Source organism: Streptomyces sp. NPDC088725, assembly GCF_044751305.1.
Classification (GTDB): domain Bacteria; phylum Actinomycetota; class Actinomycetes; order Streptomycetales; family Streptomycetaceae; genus Streptomyces.
The window spans coordinates 226,679-247,179 of sequence record NZ_JBIVLO010000008.1 but is presented as its reverse complement, the minus strand read 5'-3'; the positions used below and the strand labels follow the sequence as shown (position 1 = coordinate 247,179).

General features: G+C 68.9%; 20 protein-coding genes, 1 tRNA gene and 1 pseudogene. 10 read left to right on the top strand and 12 right to left on the bottom strand.

The window, feature by feature from the left end; all coding sequences use genetic code 11:
* Positions 1–6: 6 nt before the first annotated feature.
* Genes ACIP6N_RS21775 through ACIP6N_RS21765 form a run of 3 tightly spaced genes read right to left on the bottom strand, consistent with a single transcriptional unit; the run spans position 7 to position 3,012 of the window.
* Positions 7–1,305: an SLC13 family permease gene (locus ACIP6N_RS21775; protein WP_401817713.1), complete on the bottom strand. Its 1,299-nt coding sequence runs from the start codon at positions 1,303–1,305 to the stop codon at positions 7–9.
* An 11-nt stretch (positions 1,306–1,316) separates the two neighbouring features.
* Positions 1,317–1,775 (bottom strand): CBS domain-containing protein, encoded by a 459-nt coding sequence (locus ACIP6N_RS21770; RefSeq protein WP_401817712.1) that lies wholly within the window; start codon positions 1,773–1,775, stop codon positions 1,317–1,319.
* On the bottom strand, positions 1,762–3,012 hold the full coding sequence (locus ACIP6N_RS21765; RefSeq protein WP_401817710.1) for a cation:proton antiporter: 1,251 nt from the start codon (positions 3,010–3,012) through the stop codon (positions 1,762–1,764). The genes ACIP6N_RS21770 and ACIP6N_RS21765 overlap by 14 nt, the downstream gene beginning before the upstream one ends.
* A 703-nt stretch (positions 3,013–3,715) precedes the next feature.
* Between ACIP6N_RS21765 and ACIP6N_RS21760 the strand changes: the two are divergent.
* Positions 3,716–3,922: pseudogene (locus tag ACIP6N_RS21760) on the top strand (hypothetical protein); the annotation flags it as partial.
* A 95-nt stretch (positions 3,923–4,017) separates the two neighbouring features.
* On the opposite strand, the gene ACIP6N_RS21755 reads toward ACIP6N_RS21760, so the two are convergent.
* A tRNA-Pro gene (locus tag ACIP6N_RS21755) sits at positions 4,018–4,091 on the bottom strand.
* Positions 4,092–4,202: 111 nt separating this feature from the next.
* Complete coding sequence (locus ACIP6N_RS21750; protein WP_401817708.1) at positions 4,203–5,129, bottom strand: metallophosphoesterase; 927 nt, start codon at positions 5,127–5,129, stop codon at positions 4,203–4,205.
* Between the two features lie 198 nt (positions 5,130–5,327).
* On the opposite strand from ACIP6N_RS21750, the gene ACIP6N_RS21745 reads away from it, so the two are divergent.
* On the top strand, positions 5,328–5,792 hold the full coding sequence (locus ACIP6N_RS21745) for a GatB/YqeY domain-containing protein (RefSeq protein ID WP_401817705.1): 465 nt from the start codon (positions 5,328–5,330) through the stop codon (positions 5,790–5,792).
* A gap of 101 nt (positions 5,793–5,893) precedes the next feature.
* Here ACIP6N_RS21745 and ACIP6N_RS21740 read toward each other — a convergent pair whose 3' ends face one another.
* Positions 5,894–8,152: a transglycosylase domain-containing protein gene (locus tag ACIP6N_RS21740; protein WP_401817702.1), complete on the bottom strand. Its 2,259-nt coding sequence runs from the start codon at positions 8,150–8,152 to the stop codon at positions 5,894–5,896.
* 491 nt (positions 8,153–8,643) lie between these two features.
* On the opposite strand from ACIP6N_RS21740, the gene ACIP6N_RS21735 reads away from it, so the two are divergent.
* Positions 8,644–8,988, top strand: coding sequence for a WhiB family transcriptional regulator (locus ACIP6N_RS21735; RefSeq protein ID WP_401817701.1), 345 nt, complete (start codon positions 8,644–8,646; stop codon positions 8,986–8,988).
* 215 nt (positions 8,989–9,203) lie between these two features.
* Here the strand turns inward: ACIP6N_RS21735 and ACIP6N_RS21730 are convergent, their stop codons facing one another.
* Both ACIP6N_RS21730 and ACIP6N_RS21725 read right to left on the bottom strand, forming a co-directional pair.
* A complete protein-coding gene (locus tag ACIP6N_RS21730) occupies positions 9,204–10,616 on the bottom strand; it encodes an ArsA-related P-loop ATPase (RefSeq protein ID WP_401817699.1) in 1,413 nt (470 codons plus the stop codon).
* Positions 10,613–11,575, bottom strand: coding sequence for an ArsA family ATPase (locus ACIP6N_RS21725; RefSeq protein WP_401817697.1), 963 nt, complete (start codon positions 11,573–11,575; stop codon positions 10,613–10,615). The genes ACIP6N_RS21730 and ACIP6N_RS21725 overlap by 4 nt, the downstream gene beginning before the upstream one ends.
* A gap of 72 nt (positions 11,576–11,647) precedes the next feature.
* Between ACIP6N_RS21725 and ACIP6N_RS21720 the strand changes: the two genes are divergently transcribed.
* The 4 genes from ACIP6N_RS21720 (at position 11,648) to ACIP6N_RS21705 (ending at position 14,299) form a co-directional block, all read left to right on the top strand.
* Positions 11,648–11,809, top strand: a complete 162-nt coding sequence (locus ACIP6N_RS21720) for a DUF4177 domain-containing protein (protein WP_075033571.1) — start codon at positions 11,648–11,650, stop codon at positions 11,807–11,809.
* Complete coding sequence (locus tag ACIP6N_RS21715) at positions 11,806–12,285, top strand: RidA family protein (RefSeq protein WP_401817694.1); 480 nt, start codon at positions 11,806–11,808, stop codon at positions 12,283–12,285. Before ACIP6N_RS21720 ends, ACIP6N_RS21715 begins: the two co-directional genes overlap by 4 nt.
* Before the next feature lie 158 nt (positions 12,286–12,443).
* Positions 12,444–13,472 carry an NUDIX hydrolase gene (locus ACIP6N_RS21710; RefSeq protein ID WP_401817693.1) on the top strand — a complete coding sequence of 343 codons (1,029 nt, stop codon included), beginning with the start codon at positions 12,444–12,446 and terminating at the stop codon, positions 13,470–13,472.
* Positions 13,469–14,299 (top strand): MBL fold metallo-hydrolase, encoded by an 831-nt coding sequence (locus ACIP6N_RS21705; RefSeq protein ID WP_401817691.1) that lies wholly within the window; start codon positions 13,469–13,471, stop codon positions 14,297–14,299. The genes ACIP6N_RS21710 and ACIP6N_RS21705 overlap by 4 nt, the downstream gene beginning before the upstream one ends.
* Positions 14,300–14,413: 114 nt before the next feature.
* Here ACIP6N_RS21705 and ACIP6N_RS21700 read toward each other — a convergent pair whose 3' ends face one another.
* Positions 14,414–15,088, bottom strand: coding sequence for a Crp/Fnr family transcriptional regulator (locus ACIP6N_RS21700; protein ID WP_401817688.1), 675 nt, complete (start codon positions 15,086–15,088; stop codon positions 14,414–14,416).
* A gap of 264 nt (positions 15,089–15,352) precedes the next feature.
* Here ACIP6N_RS21700 and nth point away from each other — a divergent pair, with 264 nt between their 5' ends.
* The 3 genes from nth to ACIP6N_RS21685 all read left to right on the top strand — a co-directional run bounded on the left by nth (position 15,353) and on the right by ACIP6N_RS21685 (position 18,481).
* A complete protein-coding gene (nth, locus tag ACIP6N_RS21695; RefSeq protein ID WP_401817686.1) occupies positions 15,353–16,345 on the top strand; it encodes an endonuclease III in 993 nt (330 codons plus the stop codon).
* 156 nt (positions 16,346–16,501) lie between these two features.
* Complete coding sequence (locus tag ACIP6N_RS21690; protein ID WP_401817684.1) at positions 16,502–17,209, top strand: NUDIX hydrolase; 708 nt, start codon at positions 16,502–16,504, stop codon at positions 17,207–17,209.
* Between the two features lie 72 nt (positions 17,210–17,281).
* Positions 17,282–18,481, top strand: a complete 1,200-nt coding sequence (locus ACIP6N_RS21685; RefSeq protein ID WP_401817683.1) for a MarP family serine protease — start codon at positions 17,282–17,284, stop codon at positions 18,479–18,481.
* 57 nt (positions 18,482–18,538) lie between these two features.
* Here the strand turns inward: ACIP6N_RS21685 and ACIP6N_RS21680 are convergent, their stop codons facing one another.
* The 3 genes from ACIP6N_RS21680 to ACIP6N_RS21670 all read right to left on the bottom strand — a co-directional run bounded on the left by ACIP6N_RS21680 (position 18,539) and on the right by ACIP6N_RS21670 (position 20,368).
* Positions 18,539–18,721: a hypothetical protein gene (locus ACIP6N_RS21680; RefSeq protein WP_401817681.1), complete on the bottom strand. Its 183-nt coding sequence runs from the start codon at positions 18,719–18,721 to the stop codon at positions 18,539–18,541.
* A gap of 133 nt (positions 18,722–18,854) precedes the next feature.
* Positions 18,855–19,853 (bottom strand): alpha/beta fold hydrolase, encoded by a 999-nt coding sequence (locus tag ACIP6N_RS21675; protein WP_401817679.1) that lies wholly within the window; start codon positions 19,851–19,853, stop codon positions 18,855–18,857.
* The gene (locus tag ACIP6N_RS21670) at positions 19,850–20,368 is read right to left on the bottom strand and encodes a phage holin family protein (RefSeq protein ID WP_401817677.1); all 519 of its coding nucleotides are present in this window, start codon (positions 20,366–20,368) and stop codon (positions 19,850–19,852) included. Before ACIP6N_RS21670 ends, ACIP6N_RS21675 begins: the two co-directional genes overlap by 4 nt.
* Between the last annotated feature and the right edge of the window lie 133 nt (positions 20,369–20,501).

The following is a 20,501-nucleotide window of genomic DNA, read 5'->3' as shown; positions in this document are numbered from 1 at the left end:
CGGGCTTCATCCGAGAGTGAAGTAGCGCAGCCAGATGTAGACAGCTGAGATCGCCAGGGTGGCCGCCGTGACGACGAGCCCGTACTTGGTGAATTGCCAGAAGGAGATGCGGGTGCCATTGCGTTCGGCGATGCCGAGCACGACGACGTTCGCGCTGGCACCGATCGCGGTGGCGTTGCCGCCGAGGTCGGCGCCCAGGGCGAGGGCCCACCACATGACGTGGTCGCTGTCGCCGCCCAAGCTGTGTACGAGGTCGGCCGTGATGGGCGCCATCGTGGCAACATAGGGGATGTTGTCGACAATTCCGGACAGAACGCCGGAGGCGACAAGGATCAGCAGGGAGCCGCCTTGCTCGTTGTCGCCGACCGCGTTGGCGAGGGCTTTGGAGACTTCGCCGATGACACCGGTGTCGATGAGACCGCCGATCATGATGAACAGTCCGGCGAAGAACGCGAGGGTGGGCCACTCGACCTCGGCCAGGACCTCACCGGTCTCGACGGTGGAGACGGCGACGAGCAGACCGGCTCCGAGGAGTGCGACGATGCTCGGTTCGAAGTGCAGTACGGGGTGCAGGACGAACCCGATGATGACCAGAGCCAGCACGCTCAGACCCTGGATGAGCAAGCGCGGGTCGCGGATGGCTTCCTTCTCCTCCAGTTCCATGATTTCCGCCGCACGGTCTTCGTCGTAGCGGAAGGATTTACGGAAGAGGAAGCGGCAGATCGCAATGAGCACGAGTGTCAGCAGGGCTGACAGCGGCGCCAGATGGACGATGAAGTCGTTGAAGTTCAGGCCGGCGCGGCTGGCGATGATGATGTTGGGCGGGTCGCCGACCAGGGTGGCGGTGCCGCCGATGTTCGACGCGAGTACCTCGGCGATCAGGAACGGCGCGACGGGCAGAGCGAGCCGGTCGCAGACCAGCAGAGTGACGGGTGCGATCAGCAGCACCGTGGTGACGTTGTCCAGCAGGGCCGAGGCCACCGCGGTGATGATGATCAGCATGGCCATGACCCGGAAGGGCTTGGCTTTCGCCTTCTTCACGGACCAGATGGCCAGGTACTCGAAGAGGCCGGTCTTCTTCAGTACCCCGACGATCACCATCATGCCCAGGAGCAGGAAGATGACGTTCCAGTCGATGCCGGAGTCCTCGGAGTAGAACGCGGAGGCATCATCCGTCGCGCCTATCGCGAGCATCAGGCCCGCGCCGCCCAGTGCCGCGGCGACGCGGTGGACCTTCTCACTGATGATCAGGGCATACGTGCCGACGAAGACGGCGATCGCTGCCCAACTGTGCCAGTCACTCACATGGTCTCCAACTAGGGGTTTTCAATAAGCTGATGGAGCAGGTGGGAGGCGGTGATCACCCCCAGCAGACGGGTGCCCCGCTCGTCCTTTTCGGCCACCGCCACGAGGGGGCTGTGGGCCTGAGCCATCAGGGCGGCGACTTCCAGGGCGGTGTCTTCGGGGGCGGCGACGGGCGGTGGGCCGGCCTTGGCGGGGAGGCAGTCGCCCACGCTCCGGCCGGCCAGAGCGTGGCCCAACCGGTCGGCGTGCTTCTCGTCGATGACCGCGGCGAGGGTGGGGTCCTCGATCACGTAGGCAGGCACGAGTACCTTGACCAGCTGTGACGCGGGCAGGACCGCCACGGGGGCTCCCGCCCGGTCCACCACCATCAGGGCAGGCAGTTTCTGTTCCGCCATCAGGCGGGCGGCGTCCAGAGCGTCGCTGTCGATCAGGACCGTCTCGTACTCCGCTGCGAGATCACGTGCGCGCAAGGTCGTCTCCCTTTTGCCGGCGCTGGCTGTCCTCGGGGTCATCGTCGGCATCCGGGATTCCCACGAGGTCATTGACGTGGAACATACGGGCAACCGGCACATCGGTGCTGCTGTGCGCAACGATCGAGAAGGCGATGCACACGGCGACGAGCGTGTACGCCTGCTCGGCGTGCGGAATACCTGACTGGAGCACCAGCAGCCCGTAGACCACAGAAGCGAAGCCCTTCGGCCCGAACCAGGCCGCGGCCAGCTTTTCCCGTCGGTCGATCCCTGTCCCGATCAGGGAGAGCAGCAGGGACGCCGGGCGGATGACCACGATCGCCAGCACCACGGCCACATACCCGCCGAGCGGGAGATCCCCGAAGAGACGCGGGGTGAGCAGCGCGCCGAAAACCAACAGCGCGGCGAACTTGGCCAGTTCGGCGAGCGATTCGCCGAGGGGTTCGAAGGCGCGTTTGGCCTCGGGGGATACGGAGGCGAGGACCGCGCCGGCGGAGAACGCGGCGAGGTAGGGGTTGGCGTCGGTCAGATGGCACAGGGCGTAGAGCGTGATGCCGGTGGCCAGCGGCAGCAGCGGCTGTAGTTTGGGCTCCGCCCCGAGCAGCGGGAGCCGGGTGACGGCGTTGATGACGAGCGGGATCACGACGCCCAGGACCAGACCGAGAGCCAGCTCGACACCGATCTTCGAAGGTGACGCCTCCGCGTGGGCACCTGCCACCGGGCCTGCGGCGGCGATCAACAGCAGCACGACAGGCAGGGCGAGCCCGTCGTTCACGCCGCTTTCCACGTTCAGCAGCTGGCGCAGCCGGGCCGGCACCTCCTTGCGCCCCACGATCGCCGAGGCGAACACCGGGTCGGTCGGTGCCAGTACGGCACCGACCAGGAACGACGTCGTCCAGTCCAGTCCCACGAGGTAGTGGGTCACCAGTGCCATGAAGACAAACGCGAGTGGCATGCCCAGGCCCAGTGCGCGTGCCGGGTTCCTCCAGGCGCGACGCAGCGCGGGGAAGGACACGTGCATGCCATCGGTGAACAGCACGGCGAAGAGTGCGAGATCGGCGGTTACGGACACGATGCCGCTGTCCGGCGTGATGTGGATCAGCCCGAGGGCGCCGTCGCTGACAAGAGCGCCGCCGGCGAGGAAGAGGAACGAGGTGGAGAGCACAGTACGGGCGGCGAGTCCGGACAACAGGACCGCCACCAGCAGGGCGACACCGAATACGGCGATGAGTACCACGAGATCAGGCCCCCGATCGGCAGAGCTCTGAGCCGGAGATCCTTGGAGCGGATCCCCTTGCTCGCCGACCAGACTTCCCGGCACACCGTGGTGAACCGTACAGGCTCTCTACGCGTCCTTGACAGCCCAGTTGTTCGCAGAGGTGCAGGGTGCAGTCCTGCCGGTACGGAAATGTCCCGGACTGCCCTGTGCTGACCCCGTCCCGTGCGCCGGCAGCCCTCTCAGCTCCTCCCTCGCCACTGGCGAAGACCGTCTCAACCGTCCGCGGTTCCGTCTGATGGCGGCCTTCCGGCCCACAGGACAGCCAAACTCGCTGTCCTGCCCTGGTCGGCCATGAACGCGGCTGCCGGGTGGTCTTCCGCTTGCACGGAGATCTTGGGCGCCTTCTCGCTCACGGACGAAGCGGGTCGCGCACGTAACCGCAGCCTCGCGGATTCTCGGCAACACTGGGCGCGATGTCTCGGTGGGCCCCATGGCACCTGGTACGACGGCTGTATCTACCCGGAGAGCACCGAACGGCTGGGTACGGCCCTGGGCACGATCAAGACTCGGATGCGAGACGGACTGATCTGACTTCGCGATCGCCCCGGCACCGCCTGATCTCGCTGCCCGGATCCGGGCGTCTTCCTGGCTGGACGGGTGGGGCCCGACACCGCCCATCGGAGATTGCGCGCCGGGGAGGAGTCGACCAAGACCTGACCCCGAGTGGACCCCTCGGGAACTCCGGCACAGCTTCGTGTCACTGCTCTCGGACCACGGCATCCCGCTGGAGCGGAGCGCGATGCTTGTGGGACACAGCAGCCAGGCGACGACGGAGGCCGTCTACCGCAAGCAGCTCCGTCCCGTGATCACGCAGGGGGCGGACGGAGGTCATGGACGGGATGTTTGGATTCGAGTCCGGCCCCGGTGACGGAGAGGGCTGATCAGGAGCCTCTGGCCCCCTGTTTGGCCCCTGGGCACGACGGAGGCCCATTCGCAATCAAGCGAATGGGCCTCTGGCCTGTGTCGGGGTGGCGGGATTTGAACCCACGACCTCTTCGTCCCGAACGAAGCGCGCTACCAAGCTGCGCTACACCCCGATGCCGCCCATTGTCCCGGCGACATCGATTACTTTAGCCCACCGCTCGCCGGAGACGAAATCCGGTTTCGGGGGTGCCGGGGGCGGCCGGGGCGGTGAGGCGTGGGGGTGGTCAGGGGCGGGCGGTCAGGGTGAGCAGCGTGGCTTCCGGGGGGCAGGCGAAGCGGACGGGGGTGTAGCGGTTCGTGCCGCAGCCAGCTGAGACGTGCAGGTAGGACGTGTGGCCGTCGGCGCGGTGGGTCGAGAGGCCCTTGACGCGGTCTGTGTCCAGGTCGCAGTTGGTGACCAGGGCGCCGTAGAAGGGGATGCACAACTGCCCGCCGTGGGTGTGGCCCGCCAGGATCAGGGGGTAGCCGTCGGCCGTGAAGGAGTCCAGGGCGCGCAGGTACGGGGCGTGGACCACGCCGATGGAGAAGTCCGCGTCCGATTCGGGCCCGCCCGCGACCCTCTCGTACCTGTCCCGCTTGATGTGGGGGTCGTCGACGCCGGTGAAGGCGAGTTCCAGGCCGTCGAGCTTGAGCCGGCCGCGGGTGTTCGTGAGGCCGATCCAGCCCGCCGAGTCGAAGGCGTCGCGCATCGGCTCCCACGGGTTGTGGATGGCGGCGACGGCCGGGGCGTTGCCGTTGAGGCCGTGGCGGCCCTGGGCCTTCTCAAGGAGGTAGCGGGCCGGGTTGCGCAGCTTGGGGCCGTAGTAGTCGTTCGAGCCGAAGACGTAGACGCCCGGGAACTCCATCAGCGGGCCCAGCGCGTCCAGCACCTCGGGGACGCCCTCCGGGTCGGAGAGGTTGTCGCCGGTGTTGACCACGAAATCGGGGCGCAGGCCGGCCAGCGACTGGAGCCAGCGCTGCTTCTTGAGCTGTCCGCTCACCATGTGGATGTCGGACACCTGGAGGACGCGCAGATCGCGCATGCCGGGCGGCAGCACGGGCACGGTGACCCGCCGGAGCCGGAATGAGCGGGCTTCGAACCCGGCTGCGTAGGCGATACCCGCGGCGCCGACCGCCGCGATGGACAGGGGTACTCCGTAGCGTGCGCGCATCTGCCCATCGTCGCAGACGTCCTGCCGGACGTCGTACGCGGTACGTGAGGGTGTGCGGGCGTCCGGCGGGGCGCCGTACCGGGGGCGTACGGCTCCGCCCGGATGGGAAACCAGAGGGGAATGCGGGTGGGAAGCCGCAGAGAAGCCGGGTGGGAAATCCGTGGGCGGGTACGGCGGTGTACCTGCCACACTTGCCCCATGACCAGCCTCAAGACCAAGCTGCACAACGACCTCACCGACTCCATCAGGGCACGCGACGAGCTGCGCTCCGCCACGCTCCGGCTGACCCTCTCCGCGATCTCCAAGGAGGAGGTCTCGGGCGAGACGGCGCGCGAGCTCTCCGACGACGAGGTGCAGAAGGTGATCGCCAGGGAGGCGAAGAAGCGCCGTGAGGCCGCCGAGGCGTTCGCGCAGGGCGGGCGGACCGAGCAGGCCGAGCGTGAGAGGGCGGAGGGCGTCCTGCTCGACGCCTACCTGCCGCAGCAGCTGAGTGACGAGGAGCTGGACGCGATCGTCGCGCAGGCCGTCGAGGAGGCGAAGGCGGGCGGCGCCGAGGGACCGCGCGCGATGGGCGCCGTCATGAAGATCGTGAAGCCGAAGGTGGCGGGTCTCGCCGAGGGCGGCCGCGTCGCCGCCGCCGTGAAGCGGCTCCTCGCCGGATGATGCCCTGAGGGTGACGCGGAGGCGCCCGGCCGGTCATATGACCAGCCGGGCGCCTTCGCGTTTTCAGTTGTCGACGGTCGTTACCGGAACGCAGGCGGTCGTTACGGGAAGATCCCGCCGCCGTCGCCTCCGCCGTCGCCGCCCCAGCCGGGCGGGAGCGAGATGCCGCCGGGGCCCGGCCTGCCCCCGCCGTTCCGGCCGCCGTCGCCACCGGGCTTTCCGTCGCCCGGGTCGCCCTGCCCGGCCTGGTTGTCGCCGCCGTCGCCCGGCTTTCCGTGGTCCTTGCCGCCCTTCGGCGCGTCCGGGATGTTCACGGTCGTGAAGCCGGGAGCCTCCTTGCCGTCCAGCGCGCCGTTCATGGCGTCCCGCCAGATCGGTCCCGGAGTGTCACCACCGAAGACCAGGTCGTGGTAAACGCCGCCGATCGTGATGTTCTGCATCTCGACCTGCTGGGAGGCGCTGCCGACCCAGACCGCGCCGGACATGTTCGGGGTGTAGCCGACGAACCACGCGTTCTTCCGCTCGTCCGTCGTACCCGTCTTGCCCGCGTTGTCGCGGCTCGTCAGACCCGCCTTGTCACCGGTACCCGAGTCGACCACGCCCTTCAGCAGGGTGTTGATCGTGTCGGCGGTGGTCTCGGGCATCGCGCGGCTGCACTTCGACTTCGGTACCGGCATCGGCTTCTTGTCCGGGCCCGTGATCGCCTCGATGGCGATCGGGGTGCAGTACATACCGCGGTCCGCGAAAGCCGCGTACGCCGTGGCCATCGTCAGCGGCGCGATGCCCTGCGAGCCCAGGGTGAGCGCGGACGGTGACTCCGGGAGCTTCTTGCCGTCGCCCTGGACGACGCCGAGCTTGTCGATCGTCTCCGTCACCGGGCAGAGGCCGACCTGTCCGATCATCTGTACGAAGTAGGTGTTGATCGACTTGGCCATGGCCTCCTTGAGCGAGTACGGCCCCTTCTCGGACTCGTTCTCGTTCTCGGCCTCGGCCCCCTCCACGTTGACCCACGGCTTGCCGCCGCAGGTCGCGATCGACTGCGGGTACGGCATCTTGTACGGCGACGGGTAGACCTGAGTCGCCGGTACGCCGCGCTCGATGGCGGCCGTCGCGAGGAAGGGCTTGAAGGTCGACCCCGTCGGGAAGCCGTAGTTGGAGCCGCCCATGTCGTGGTTGACCGAGAAGTTGATCTGCGTCTCGTCCTTGCCGAAGCCGTACGGCTTCGACTGACCCATGCCGAGGATCTTGCCGGTGCCCGGCTCGACGAGGGTGACGGCCGTGGCGACCGTGTCGCTCTGGTTGACGTGGGCCTTGATCGACTCCTGCGTCGAGGCCTGCGCCTTCGGGTCCAGCGTCGTGCGGATGGTCAGACCGCCCTGATTCCAGACCTTGGCGCGCTCTTCGCGGGTCTTGCCGTAGACCGGGCTGTTCAGGAAGGCCTGGCGTACGTAGTCGCAGAAGAAGCCCGCCCCGCTGACCGCCGTGATGCAGCCGTTCTTCGGCTTGCTCACATCGAGCTTGATCGGGGTGGCGATGGCGCGGTCGGCTTCCGCCTGGGAGATGTCCTTGACGGCGGCCATCCGCTGCAGCACGGTGTTGCGCCGCTTGGTCGCCTCTTCCACGTTGTTGACGGGGTCGTAGCGGCTCGGCGACTGGACGGTGCCCGCCAGCATCGCCGCCTCCTCCAGCTTCAGGTCCTTGGCCGGCTTGGAGAAGTAGCGCTGGGACGCCGCCTCGACACCGTAGGCCTGCTGCCCGAAGAAGGTGATGTTCAGGTAGTTCTCAAGGATTTTCTTCTTACCGAGCTCCTCCTCGACCTGGATCGCGTATTTGAGTTCCTGGATCTTGCGGCCCGGCGTCTGCGCGACGGCCTGGGCGACCTTGTCCGGGTCGTCGCCGGCCTCTTCCACGAAGACGTTCTTCACGTACTGCTGTGTCAGCGTCGAGGCGCCCTGTGCGACGCCGCCCTCCTGGGCGTTGCGGTTGATCGCGCGCAACACGCCCTTGAGGTCGATCGCTCCGTGCTCGTAGAAGCGGGAGTCCTCGATCGCGACGATCGCCTTCTGCATGTACGGAGAGATGTCCTTGAGCGGCACGACGGTGCGGTCGCGCGAGTAGACCGTGGCGATCCGGCCGCCCTGCGAGTCCAGGATCGACGTGCGCTGACTCAGCGGAGGGGTCTTGAGGTTGGCCGGGATTTCGTCGAAGCCCTGGACCGTGCCCTTGGCCGCGAGCCCCAGGGCTCCGGCGGCGGGAAGGGCGATTCCTGCCAGCACCGCTCCCGCGAGCACACTGACACCGAGGAACTTGGCGGCCTGCTGGGTCCCGGTCAGACCCCCGCCCGAGCGCTTCTTTGGCATAGGGGCAGCCTACGTTCTCATTTGCGGGACACACGTCAATGCTCTGGCCTAAGCTGCACTCAGCTGTCACAAGAGCGCGGTCGTGCATCACGCGTGCATCAAGGTCCGAGTCGCTGTCCCGGTCCTCTTCCGCACCTTTTCCGCACCCCCCTTTCGCATTTCCTCCCGGCCTCACGCACTGCCCTCTCTCCGACATGAACACCCGGTGAACCCGAACCACCGGAAAGTCGTGTCCGAATTGATGCTGTACGACCGTCATTGTCCGTTCCGAAGTGGTTGAACTGCCCCACTCTGTCGGGTTGCTCCTCTATGTCCTCGGCTCACTCCTCTGGGTGATCTGCCGCGTACGCATAGTCCGTTCGGGCCATTCAAGATTGGGCCCGAGGGGGGTGTTGCGCTGTGCGCACCTTCCGTAACGTCCTCAACTGGCAGCGGTGAATATGCCGCTTCCGCCGTGGGGGAGCCTCGATTCGGGAGAGGACGGCGCCGGCATGGGCTGGGTTACCGACTGGAGTGCGCAGGCAGCCTGCCGCACTACCGATCCGGATGATCTGTTCGTTCAAGGTGCAGCGCAGAACAGGGCCAAGGCGGTGTGCACCGGATGTCCGGTGCGGACCGAATGCCTGGCCGACGCGCTGGACAACCACGTCGAATTCGGCGTGTGGGGTGGGATGACCGAGCGGGAACGCCGCGCGCTTCTGCGCAGGCGGCCCACCGTCACATCGTGGCGGCGGCTGCTTGAGACGGCTCGTACGGAGTACGAGCGGAGCGTGGGCATTCTTCCCGTGGGCTTGGAGGACGACGAGACGTACGAGACGTACGCGGCCGTCGGGTAGCACTCCGCGCCCGCGAGGCGCGGCGGTGGCGGCGGTGACGCTTCGGTTGGTGGTCCGGTGAGGACCTGCCGGTGATCATGCTTGTCCAGCGTCGAAGTGCGCCTCCCGCCAGCGCTGTTGCGGCCTGGCCGGTCGCGCCGCCAGGCTCCCGCACGCCTTTTCGACGCCCTTCTGCTGAATCGGTTCTGCTGGCGGGAGCGGCCAATCCGCGCTGGTCAGCCCGTGGAACGGCCGGTCGCCAGGCGCTCGCCGATCGCCCTGAGTCCCGCCAGGTCGTGCACGTCTCCCGGCAGGGCGGGCACGTCGGTCACCGCGACCTCGGGGTGCAGTGAGGTGAAGCGGTCGCGCGTGCGCCGCTCATGCGCGAGCACCTGCATGCGCTCGGCGTGAAGGTGCAGCAGCCCCGCCGTCAGTTGTTCCACGGTTGTGACAGAAGAGGTCTCCGGCGCGGGCGTGACTGAAGGTGCATCTGCGACAGATGCGGATGGGGGGGACATCGGCTGGGAGGACCGACTCTCGGGGGATCCGGCTTCTGCTTCTGTGATTTCTTCCGCTTCTCCGGTGTCCGCGGACTCCCCGGCCGCCCGCACCTCGGTGGCTTCGGGAGAGGAGTACACCGGGGTGGCGGGGTCACCAGCCGCGGCGGTGTCACCGACAGGAGCTTTCCCGGGCTCCTGATCCACAATGCGGCCCTCTTCAAGATTTTCCGCGGCGGCCTGCGCCCGCTCGGCCGACAGCCGGGCGGCGCCGCTGCTGTGCACCCGGTTGAGAACGAGACCCGCGAGAGGCATCCCCTCGGCCGCGAGCCGTTCCACGAAGTACGCCGCCTCACGCAGCGCGTCCCGCTCCGGGGCCGCCACCACGAGAAAGGCCGTGCCCGGCGCCTGGAGCAAGCGGTACGTCGCGTCAGCGCGCGTACGGAAACCGCCGAACATCGTGTCCATCGCGGCCACGAACGTCTGCACATCACGCAGGAATTGGCCGCCCAGCAGCTTCCCGAGCGTGCCGGTCATCATCGACATACCGACGTTCAGAAATTTCATCCCCGCGCGACCGCCCACCTTCGCAGGGGCCATCAGCAGCCTGATGAACTTCCCGTCGAGGAAGGAGCCGAGCCGTTTCGGCGCGTCCAGGAAGTCCAGCGCCGAACGCGAGGGAGGGGTGTCGACCACGATCAGATCCCACTCGTCACGCGCCCGCAGCTGCCCCAGCTTCTCCATCGCCATGTACTCCTGCGTGCCCGCGAAACCGGCTGACAGGGACTGGTAGAAGGGGTTCTCCAGAATGGCGCGTGCGCGGTCCTTGTCCGCGTGACCTTCGACGATCTCGTCGAAGGTCCGTTTCATGTCGAGCATCATCGCGTACAGCTCACCGGGGCCCTCGACGCCCCGCACCCGCCGGGGCGTGTTGTCGAGGGAGTCGATCCCCATCGACTGGGCCAGCCTGCGCGCGGGGTCGATGGTGAGGACGACCACCTTGCGGCCGCGCTCGGCCGCCCGTACCCCGAGAGCCGCCGCGGTCGTCGTCTTGCCGACCCCGCCGGAACCGCAGCACACGATGATGCGCGTGGCGGGGTCGTCGAGCAGCGGATCGATCTCCAGCGGGGCAGCCGCCGAGTCCAGCTTCATGAGGCCTTCCCGAGGTCGCGCAGCACTCCCGCGAGCTTGTAGAGACCGGCAAGGTCCATTCCCTCGCCGAGCAGGGGGAGTTCGTACGTGGGCAGCTCCAGCTTCCTGAGGACGGCGCGCTGCTCGCGCTCCAGCTCCACGCGCTGGGCGTGCTCCGCGGCCTGTTCGAGGAGCGGCCCCACCAGCTTCGTGGGCGCGGGCAGACCGGCCGCCGCGAGCGCTTTGGCCACCTCCTTGCGGTGGCCGCCGGCCGCGGCGCTCACGGCCGCCTCATCGAGGAGATGCGGGCGCACCATGTTCACGATCACCTTGCCGACGGGCAGCTCGGCCGCCCGCAGCTCGGCCACACCGTCCGCGGTCTCCTGGACCGGCATCTCCTCCAGCTGCGTCACCAGATGGACCGCCGTCTGCCGCGATTTCAGGACGCGCATCACGGCCTGTGCCTGGTTGTGTATCGGGCCGATCTTCGCGAGCCCGGCCACCTCGTCGTTGACGTTCAGGAAGCGGGTGATGCGGCCGGTGGGCGGGGCGTCCATCACGACGTAGTCGTACGTGAAACGCCCCTGCTTGTCGCGGCGCCGCACGGCCTCGCACGCCTTGCCGGTCAGCAGCACGTCCCTGACGCCCGGCGCGATCGTCGTGGCGAAGTCGATCGCGCCTATCTTCTTGAGCGCCCGGCCGGCGCTGCCCAGCTTGTAGAACATCTGGAGGTAGTCGAGGAGCGCGCGCTCGGCGTCGATGGCCAGCGCGTACACCTCACCGCCGCCCGAGGCGACAGCGATCTTGCGCTCCTCATAAGGAAGTGCCTCCGTCTCGAAGAGCTGCGCGATGCCTTGCCTGCCCTCGACCTCGACGAGGAGGGTGCGCTTGCCCTCCGTCGCGAGGGCGAGCGCGAGGGCGGCGGCGACCGTTGTCTTACCGGTCCCGCCCTTGCCGCTGACGACCTGGAGCCTGCTCACACATTCGAGCCTAACCAGTAAGGCCACGGGCTACGCACGAGGCTGCCACGCGGTACGGATACAGTCGGGTCCATGACCAAGTGGGAATACGCGACCGTGCCGCTTCTCGTGCACGCGACGAAGCAGATCCTGGACACCTGGGGCGAGGACGGCTGGGAGCTCGTCCAGGTCGTTCCCGGGCCGAACAACCCTGAGCAGTTGGTGGCCTACCTGAAGCGGGAGAAGTCCGCATGAGTGAGGCTGCCGGGGCCGTCGAGAGCGCCCTCGCCGAGCTGGGACTGAGCCTGCCGGAGGTCGTACCGCCGCTGGCGTCGTACCAGCCCGCCGTGCGGACCGGCCTGTACGTCTACACCTCGGGCCAGCTCCCGATGGTGAACGGCAAGCTCCCGGTGACCGGCAAGGTCGGCGCCGAGGTCACCCCCGAGGAGGCCAAGGAGCTGGCGCGCACCTGCGCGCTGAACGCCCTGGCCGCCGTGAAATCCGTCGTCGGCGACCTGGACCGCATCGCGCGTGTCGTGAAGGTCGTGGGCTTCGTCGCCTCCGCCGCGGACTTCACCGGCCAGCCCGGGGTCATCAACGGTGCGAGTGAGCTGCTCGGCCAGGCCCTCGGCGACAAGGGCGTGCACGCGCGCAGCGCGGTGGGCGTCGCGGTGCTGCCGCTGGACGCGCCGGTCGAAGTCGAGATCCAGGTGGAGCTGACCGAGGACTGAGCGCCGAAGGCGTGACGGAGATCCCGCGTGGTGCGTACGCACCACGCGGGATCTCTCTTTTATGGGGCCGGATTGTGGCGTGTTACCGCCATTCGTGACAGGGGGGCGCGCACCACCTGCCTCTCGAACATCCGCGCGTCAGCGCATAGCATCCGGCCATGCCCAATGGTCAGTGGTACCCGCCCGAATGGCCCGAGCGGATTCGCGCCCTTGCCGCGGGGGAGATCGCGGCGGTGGTTCCGCGCCGGTCGGCGACGGTCATGCTCCTCAGGGACGAGACGGCCGCCGCTTCCGGCGGATCTCCCGGCGGCGCTTCAGGTCCCGCTGTCCACATGCTGCGGCGGCAGGCGTCCATGGCCTTCGCCGCGGGCGCCTACGTCTATCCCGGCGGTGGCGTCGACCCGCGGGACCACGACCGGCTCGTCCGCTGGGCGGGCCCGGACCGTGACGCATGGGCACACCGCCTCGGTGTCGACGCCGCTTCGGCGCAGGCCATCGTGTGCGCGGCCGTCCGGGAGACCTACGAGGAGTCGGGCGTCCTGCTCGCGGGGGAGAGCGCCGAAACCGTCGTCGACGACACCACGGGCGACGACTGGGAGGCCGACCGGCTCGCACTGGTCGGCCACGAACTGTCCTTCGCGGACTTCCTCGACCGGCGGCGGCTCGTACTGCGCAGCGATCTGCTGGGTGCCTGGGCCCGCTGGATCACACCGGAGTTCGAGCCCCGCCGCTACGACACCTGGTTCTTCGTAGCCGCGCTGCCCACGGGCCAGCGGACGCGGAACGCCTCGACGGAGGCGGACCGGACGGTGTGGATCAGGCCGGCGGAGGCGAGGGAGGCGTACGACAGGGGTGAGCTGCTGATGATGCCGCCGACCGTCTCGACGCTGCGCGGCCTCGAACCGTACGGCTCGGCCGCCGAGGCGCTCGCGGCAGCGGGAGGCCGCGATCTGGCGCCGGTCCTGGCAGAGGCCCGGCTGGAGGGCGGGGAGCTGGTTCTGAGCTGGCCTGGCCATGACGAATTCACCAAGCGAATCGATCCTGCCGGGGCGGTCGCCCCGGCAGAACCGGCTGGTTCCGATGAAGCGGCTGGTTCCGCTCAGCCGGCTGCTTCCGCTTCCGCGCACCGCTCGGCTTCCGTGCACCACTCGACTTCTGGGCAACGCTCCGAGGGAGGCCCGCGATGACCGACGCAGCCGCTCTGCCCGGCCAGCCGCGCGGCGGGGCGCTGTCAGGTGCCGCGAGCGTGCGTGCCGTCAACGTCCTCGCGCCCAATGCCTCCCCGATGACCCTGGACGGCACGAACACGTGGATCGTCTCCGAGCCGGACTCCGGCCTCGCGGTCGTCATCGACCCCGGCCCGCTGGACGACGTACACCTCAAGGCGGTCATCGCCACCGCCGAGAGGGCCGGGAAGCGGATCGCGCTGACCCTGCTCACCCATGGCCACGCGGACCATGCGGAAGGCGCCGCGCGCTTCGCCGCCCTGACGCGTACCGGCGTCCGCGCCCTGGACCCGGCGCTGCGGCTCGGCGACGAGGGCCTGGCGGGCGGGGATGTCATCACGACAGGCGGCCTCGAACTGCGCGTCGTGCCCACCCCGGGGCACACGGCCGACTCGCTCTCCTTCCACCTGCCCGCCGACCGGGCGATCCTGACCGGCGACACGGTCCTCGGCCGGGGCACGACGCTCGTGGCCCACCCCGACGGGCGCCTCGGCGACTACCTCGACTCGCTCCGCCGCCTGCGTTCGCTCACGGTCGACGACGGTGTCGATACGGTGCTCCCGGGCCACGGCCCGGTGCTGGAGGACGCCCAGGGCGCGGTCGAGTTCTACCTGGCCCACCGCGCGAACCGTCTCGCCCAGGTGGAAACGGCGGTCGAGGACGGCCACCGGACCGCGTCCGAGGTGGTGGCGCATGTCTACGCGGCGGTGGACAGGTCGCTCTGGCCGGCGGCGGAGATGTCCGTACGGGCGCAGTTGGCGTACCTGAGCGAGCACGGGCTCATCTAGCCGCTTCAGAGGTCCCGTCGGCCCCGGAACGGCGTCCGGCCCTGTTCCCCTTCCGCGTTCGGAGAAGGGGAACAGGGCCGGACCGAGGGGCAGCGCGAATGCGCGGACCGAGGGTCAGCGCGAACGCTTCGCGAGGCGCTCCACGTCCAGCAGGATCACGGCGCGTGCTTCCAGCCGCAGCCAGCCGCGCTGCGCGAAGTCGGCCAGGGCCTTGTTGACCGTCTCCCGGGACGCGCCGACCAGCTGGGCCAGCTCTTCCTGGGTCAGGTCATGGACGACGTGGATGCCCTCCTCCGACTGCACACCGAAGCGGCGCGACAGGTCGAGGAGCGCGCGGGCCACGCGGCCCGGAACGTCGGAGAAGACCAGGTCGGACATCTGGTCGTTCGTCTTGCGCAGCCTGCGGGCGACGGCGCGCAGAAGGGCCGTGGCCACCTCCGGGCGTGCGTTCAGCCAGGGCTGGAGGTCGGGGTGGCCGAGGCCGAGAAGCTTGACCTCGGTGAGCGCGCTCGCCGTGGCGGTGCGCGGGCCGGGGTCGAACAGCGACAGCTCGCCGATCAGCTCACCGGGGCCCAGGACCGCCAGCATGTTCTCGCGGCCGTCGGGGGAGGTGCGGTGCAGCTTGACCTTGCCTTCAGTGACCACATAGAGGCGGTCGCCGGGGTCGCCCTCGTGGAAGAGAGCGTCACCGCGGGCGAGCGTCGCTTCACTCATCGATGCGCGCAGCTCCGAGGCCTGCTCGTCGTCGAGCGCCGCGAAGAGCGGGGCACGCCGCAGAACGTCGTCCACGTGTTCTCTCCTTGTCGACCTGCTCAGGGGACCGTGATCCCCATGATGCCGTACGTGCTGCGTCTTTCCGGGTGGCCCGTGATCACACGGCTGCTTCACCGTCTGCGGGGCCTCCGGTTGCCTGGCTCATTGACCGCCTGATGAAACATGCGATCAGTCACAAGTTTGACGTACAACTGTGCTGGAGAGTGCCCTGGGGGCCGAATCGAGTGGTCGTCGGCCGGGGCCCGGCCGTATGTCACTGCTGGGCTCTACGCTGGCCGGGTGTCCAATTCGCGGGTGAGAGCGCAGGCCAAGGGGGCGGAACGGGTGTCCGGAGAGCGTGATTCCGCTGTAGGCGAACAGCCCCCGGCGAAACCGAAAAAAGCCGCAAAAGGTCCAACGGGCGAGGCCTCGGATTCCCGGCTCGCCGCATCGGGGAAACAGCCCACCGAATCGGCGAAACGGCCGGCCGGCGCCAAACCGTCGGCGGGCGCCACACCGGAGTCGAGGCTGACGATGGTCCGCCGGGCGCGCCGGATCAATCGGGAGCTGGCCGAGGTTTATCCGTACGCCCACCCGGAGCTGGACTTCCGTAACCCCTTCGAGCTGCTGGTGGCGACGGTCCTCTCCGCCCAGACGACGGATCTGCGGGTCAACCAGACCACGCCCGCGCTGTTCGCGGCGTATCCCACGCCCGAGGACATGGCCGCGGCGGTCCCCGAGGAACTGGAGCAGGTCATCCGGCCGACCGGCTTCTTCCGGGCCAAGGCGAAGTCCCTCATCGGCCTGTCCACCGTCCTGCGCGACGACTTCGGCGGCGAGGTCCCCGGCCGGCTGGCCGATCTGGTGAAGCTGCCCGGCGTGGGCCGCAAGACGGCGAACGTGGTGTTGGGCAACGCCTTCGGAGTCCCCGGGCTCACGGTCGACACGCACTTCGGCCGGCTGGTCCGCCGGTGGAAGCTGACCGAGCAGCAGGACGCGGAGAAGGTCGAGGCGGAGATCGCCGCCATCTTCCCCAAGAGCGAGTGGACGATGTTCTCGCACCGGGTGATCTTCCACGGCCGCCGTATCTGCCACTCCCGGAAGCCCGCCTGCGGAGCCTGTCCGATCGCGCATCTGTGCCCCTCCTACGGAGAGGGCGAGACGGACCCGGAGAAGGCCAAGAAGCTGCTGAAGTACGAGATGGGCGGCTACCCGGGCCAGCGCCTCAGTCCGCCCGCCGACTACCCGGGCAAACCGGCCCCGCCGCTGGGCGCCGCGCCGGACGCCGGATGACGCGCGATACGGAATGACCGGACGACATGACCGGAATGACCGGACGGCGGGCAGTGCCTTCATCGCCGCGCCCCTCTCATCAGTACACGTGTGGCTGATTCCGGGAGAGGGCGGAACGATCCCGAAGACGGCCGGCGTTGTACGACAGGGGTGCCTATGACGCGCGCTGAAGAGACCTGTGACGACACGACGGCCGAGAGAGCCGTCACCGTCACCACCGACGGGCTGCCCGAGTGGCTGACACCTGTCGTGGACGCCGCGCGGACGGTGGCGCCCGAACAGCTCAGCAGATTCCTGCCGCCCAAGAGCGGCGGCCGGCAGTCCGCCGTCCTCGTCCTCTTCGGTGAGGGCGAGCGCGGCCCCGAGCTGCTGCTCATGGAGCGCGCGAGCAGTCTCCGCTCGCATCCGGGACAGTCCTCGTTCCCCGGCGGCTCCCTCGACCCCGCCGACGGCGACCCGGCCACCACGGGACCGCTGCGCGCGGCGCTGCGCGAGGCCGAGGAGGAGACCGGGCTCGATCCGTCGGGAGTCCAGGTCTTCGGTGTGCTGCCCAAGCTCTACATTCCGGTCAGCCACTTCGTCGTGACGCCGGTTCTCGGCTGGTGGCACACTCCCACGCCGGTGGGCGCCGTCGACCCCGGCGAGACGGCCCGGGTCTTCACCGCCTCCGTGGCCGATCTCACGGACCCGGCCAACCGGGCGACGGCCCTCCACCCGAGTGGTCATCAGGGTCCGGCTTTCCTTGTCGCGTCGGCCCTGGTCTGGGGGTTCACGGCGGGCGTGATCGACCGGATCCTGCATTTCGCGGGGTGGGAACGGCCGTGGGACCGCTCCAGGCACGTCCCGCTCGACTGGCGCGCATGACAGGCTGATCCCGCTGACTCACGTCCCCGGCAGCGCGGGACGACCGGAGACGAATCTGCGAGGCAATTGACGGTGAACGTGCTGGACATCTTGCTGCTGCTCGCCGCCGTGTGGTTCGCGGTCGTCGGGTACCGCCAGGGATTCGTCGTCGGCATCCTGTCGGTGATCGGCTTCCTCGGCGGCGGTCTCGTGGCCGTGTACCTGCTCCCGGTGGTCTGGAACCAGCTCACCCAGGACGCGAACGTCTCCGCCACGGCAGCCGTCGTGGCCGTCGTCATCGTGATCGTCTGCGCCTCCGTGGGACAGGCGTTCACGACGCACCTCGGAAACAAGCTGCGCCGTTTCATCACCTGGTCGCCCGCCAGGGCCGTGGACGCGACCGGCGGCGCGCTCGTCAACGTCGTGGCGATGCTGCTGGTCGCCTGGCTGATCGGTTCCGCGCTCGCCGGGACCTCGCTGCCGACCCTCGGCAAGGAGGTCCGCGGCTCGAAGGTCCTCCTCGGGATCTCCCGGGTGATACCGACTCAGGCGTCGACGTGGTTCACGGACTTCTCCGGTGTGCTCGCCCAGAACGGCTTCCCGCAGGTCTTCAGCCCGTTCGCGAACGAGCCCATCACGGCCGTGGATCCGCCCGACCCGGCGCTCGCGGGCAGCTCGGTCGCCGCACGCGCGCGCAAATCCATCGTCAAGGTCGTCGGTACGGCCACCGGCTGCGGCAAGATCCTCGAAGGCTCCGGCTTCGTCTTCGCCGAGCGCCGCGTCATGACCAACGCCCATGTGGTCGGCGGCGTGGACGAGCCCACGGTCCAGATCGGCGGCCAGGGAAAGCTGTACGACGCGAAGGTCGTCCTCTACGACTGGCGGCGCGACATCGCCGTACTGGACGTGCCCGGTCTGTCCGCGACCCCGCTGAAGTTCGCCGACAACGACGCGAGCAGCGGGGACAGCGCGATCGTCGCCGGCTTCCCGGAGAACGGCGCGTACGACGTGCGCTCCGCGCGCGTCCGGGGCCGTATCAACGCCAACGGACCCGACATCTACCACCGGGGCGAGGTCACCCGTGACGTCTACTCGCTCTTCGCGACCGTCCGCCAGGGCAACTCGGGAGGCCCGCTCCTCACGCCCGAGGGCAAGGTGTACGGCGTCATCTTCGCCAGGTCCCTCGACGACCCTGACACCGGTTACGCCCTGACGGCCGATGAGATCCGCGACGACATCAAGCTCGGCCGCACGGCCAATCAGCAGGTCGACAGCCAGGGGTGCGCGCTGTAGGGGCAGGTCTCGCGGCTGATGTCCGCGTCATGGCGCAGGTCATGACCGGGCAGGCCCTCAGCCGCGCTGGTGGCGCAGCCGGGCCGAGACCCAGCGCGCCCTGCGGCGGAGAATGAGGGGAATGCCAAGCCGGGGGTCGTGGCCCTGATGATCTTCGGGGCCACTCCTCTCGTGCGTGATCGGCACCGTGGCCGAGCGGCGGTTGCGTGCTGCGTCACCGTAGTCGTGCGTCCAGCCCATGTACCGACGTGTGCCCGTGGCTCATGGTCGGTAATCGCGCCAGAGCCGGTCAATTGGCCTATGCGCGCGGCAATTGAATGTTCGTAGGACAGACGTTCGCAGTGAGGGCGCCGTGGCCCTCGGGCCGGACGGGTCAGCGGTCCGGTTCCGGGTCCTTGAGCCAGTTGATCAGCTCTGTGGAGAACGCCGCGGGGTCCTCCTCGTGCGGGAAATGACCGAGACCGTCGAAGAGCCGCCACCGGTACGGCGCCTCCACGTACCTCGCGGAACCGGCCGTGCTGCGCGTCCGCATGGCCGGATCGAGCGATCCGTGCAGCTGAAGGGTCGGCACCTGCACCGGACGTTTCATCCGCCGGTTGAACTGGATACCGTCGGGGCGTGCCAGCGACCGCACCATCCAGCGGTACGGCTCGATCGAGCAGTGCGCCGTCGACGGAATGGTCATCGCGCGCCGGTAGGTCTCGATCGCCTTGTCGTCGGGCAGTGTCGGGCCTGACCACTCGTTTATCAGCTGCCCCACCAGTGCGGCGTTGTCCGCGACGAGCCGGCGCTCCGGAACCCACGGCCGCTGGAAGCCCCAGATGTACGAGCCCGCCCTGGTCTGCGAGAAGTCGGAGAGCATCGAGGAGCGCCAGCGGCGCGGGTGCGGCATCGACGACACCGCGAGCCTGCGCACCAGCTTGGGGCGCATCACCGCCGCGGTCCAGGCGAGGTACCCGCCGAGGTCGTGGCCGACGAGGGCCGCGTCGGGCTCGCCGAGCGAGCGCACCACTCCCGTGATGTCGAGGGCGAGGTTGGCCGGGTCGTACCCCCTGGGCGTACGGTCGCTGCCGCCGACGCCTCGGAGGTCCATCGCCACGGCCCGGTAACCGGCGTCCGCGAGCGCCGTCAGCTGGTGGCGCCAGGTCCACCAGAACTGCGGGAAGCCGTGCAGCAGCAGCACCAGCGGCCCGTCGCCCATCTCGGCGATGTGGAAGCGCGCTCCGTTGGCCGCCACGTCGCGATGGGTCCACGGACCGTCAAGGCGTACGGCTGAGGCAACCGTCGCGCCGGGAGTCGCGCCGACGGAAGCACCGGCGGTCGCGCCAGGAATGGATCCGGCGTCACCGGGGCCGTTATCAGGGGCGGTCATGCAGACGAGCGTGCCACAGACTTGGTGCTCCCCCCGACCTCTCGGGGAAGGCTCGGGGCGACGTCCCTGGGGTGAGGTTTCACGTTCTGCAGCACGGACGCCGTCTCCTTGGCCGACGCGATGGACTTCTCCGGTGGCTTGACCTTCTTGAACTTCGACATGGCGATCAGCGCGAGCAGCCCGGCGAGGACCAGATACGCTCCGCCCACGATCAGGAACGACCAGGCGAGGCCCAGGCCCAGATTGTGGATCCCGTACGCGGCCGCGAAGCTCAGCACCGGCAGCGAGAAGAGGGCGAACACCCCCGCGATCCCGATGGCGGCGCCGCCCATCACGCCGCGCTTCACGTCCTGTCGTACCTCAGCCTTGGCGAGCGCGATCTCGTCGTGCACAAGACCGGACATCTCCGCGGTCGCGCTGGCGACCAGCTGACCGATGCTGCGGTCGGCACTGACGGCTTCGACGACAGTGCCGGTCCGCACATCATCGGCAACTTGCTTGCCGGGGTCGCTCATCGGTGACTCCCTCTTCATTGCTTCTTGCCCAAGGAATTACTTCTTGTCCAAGGACCCGTTCGATGGATCCGTTGTCAGATCATGCCGGACTGGCGCCTTCCCCGCGCGTTGCCCCGCGAGTCCGCACACCGGC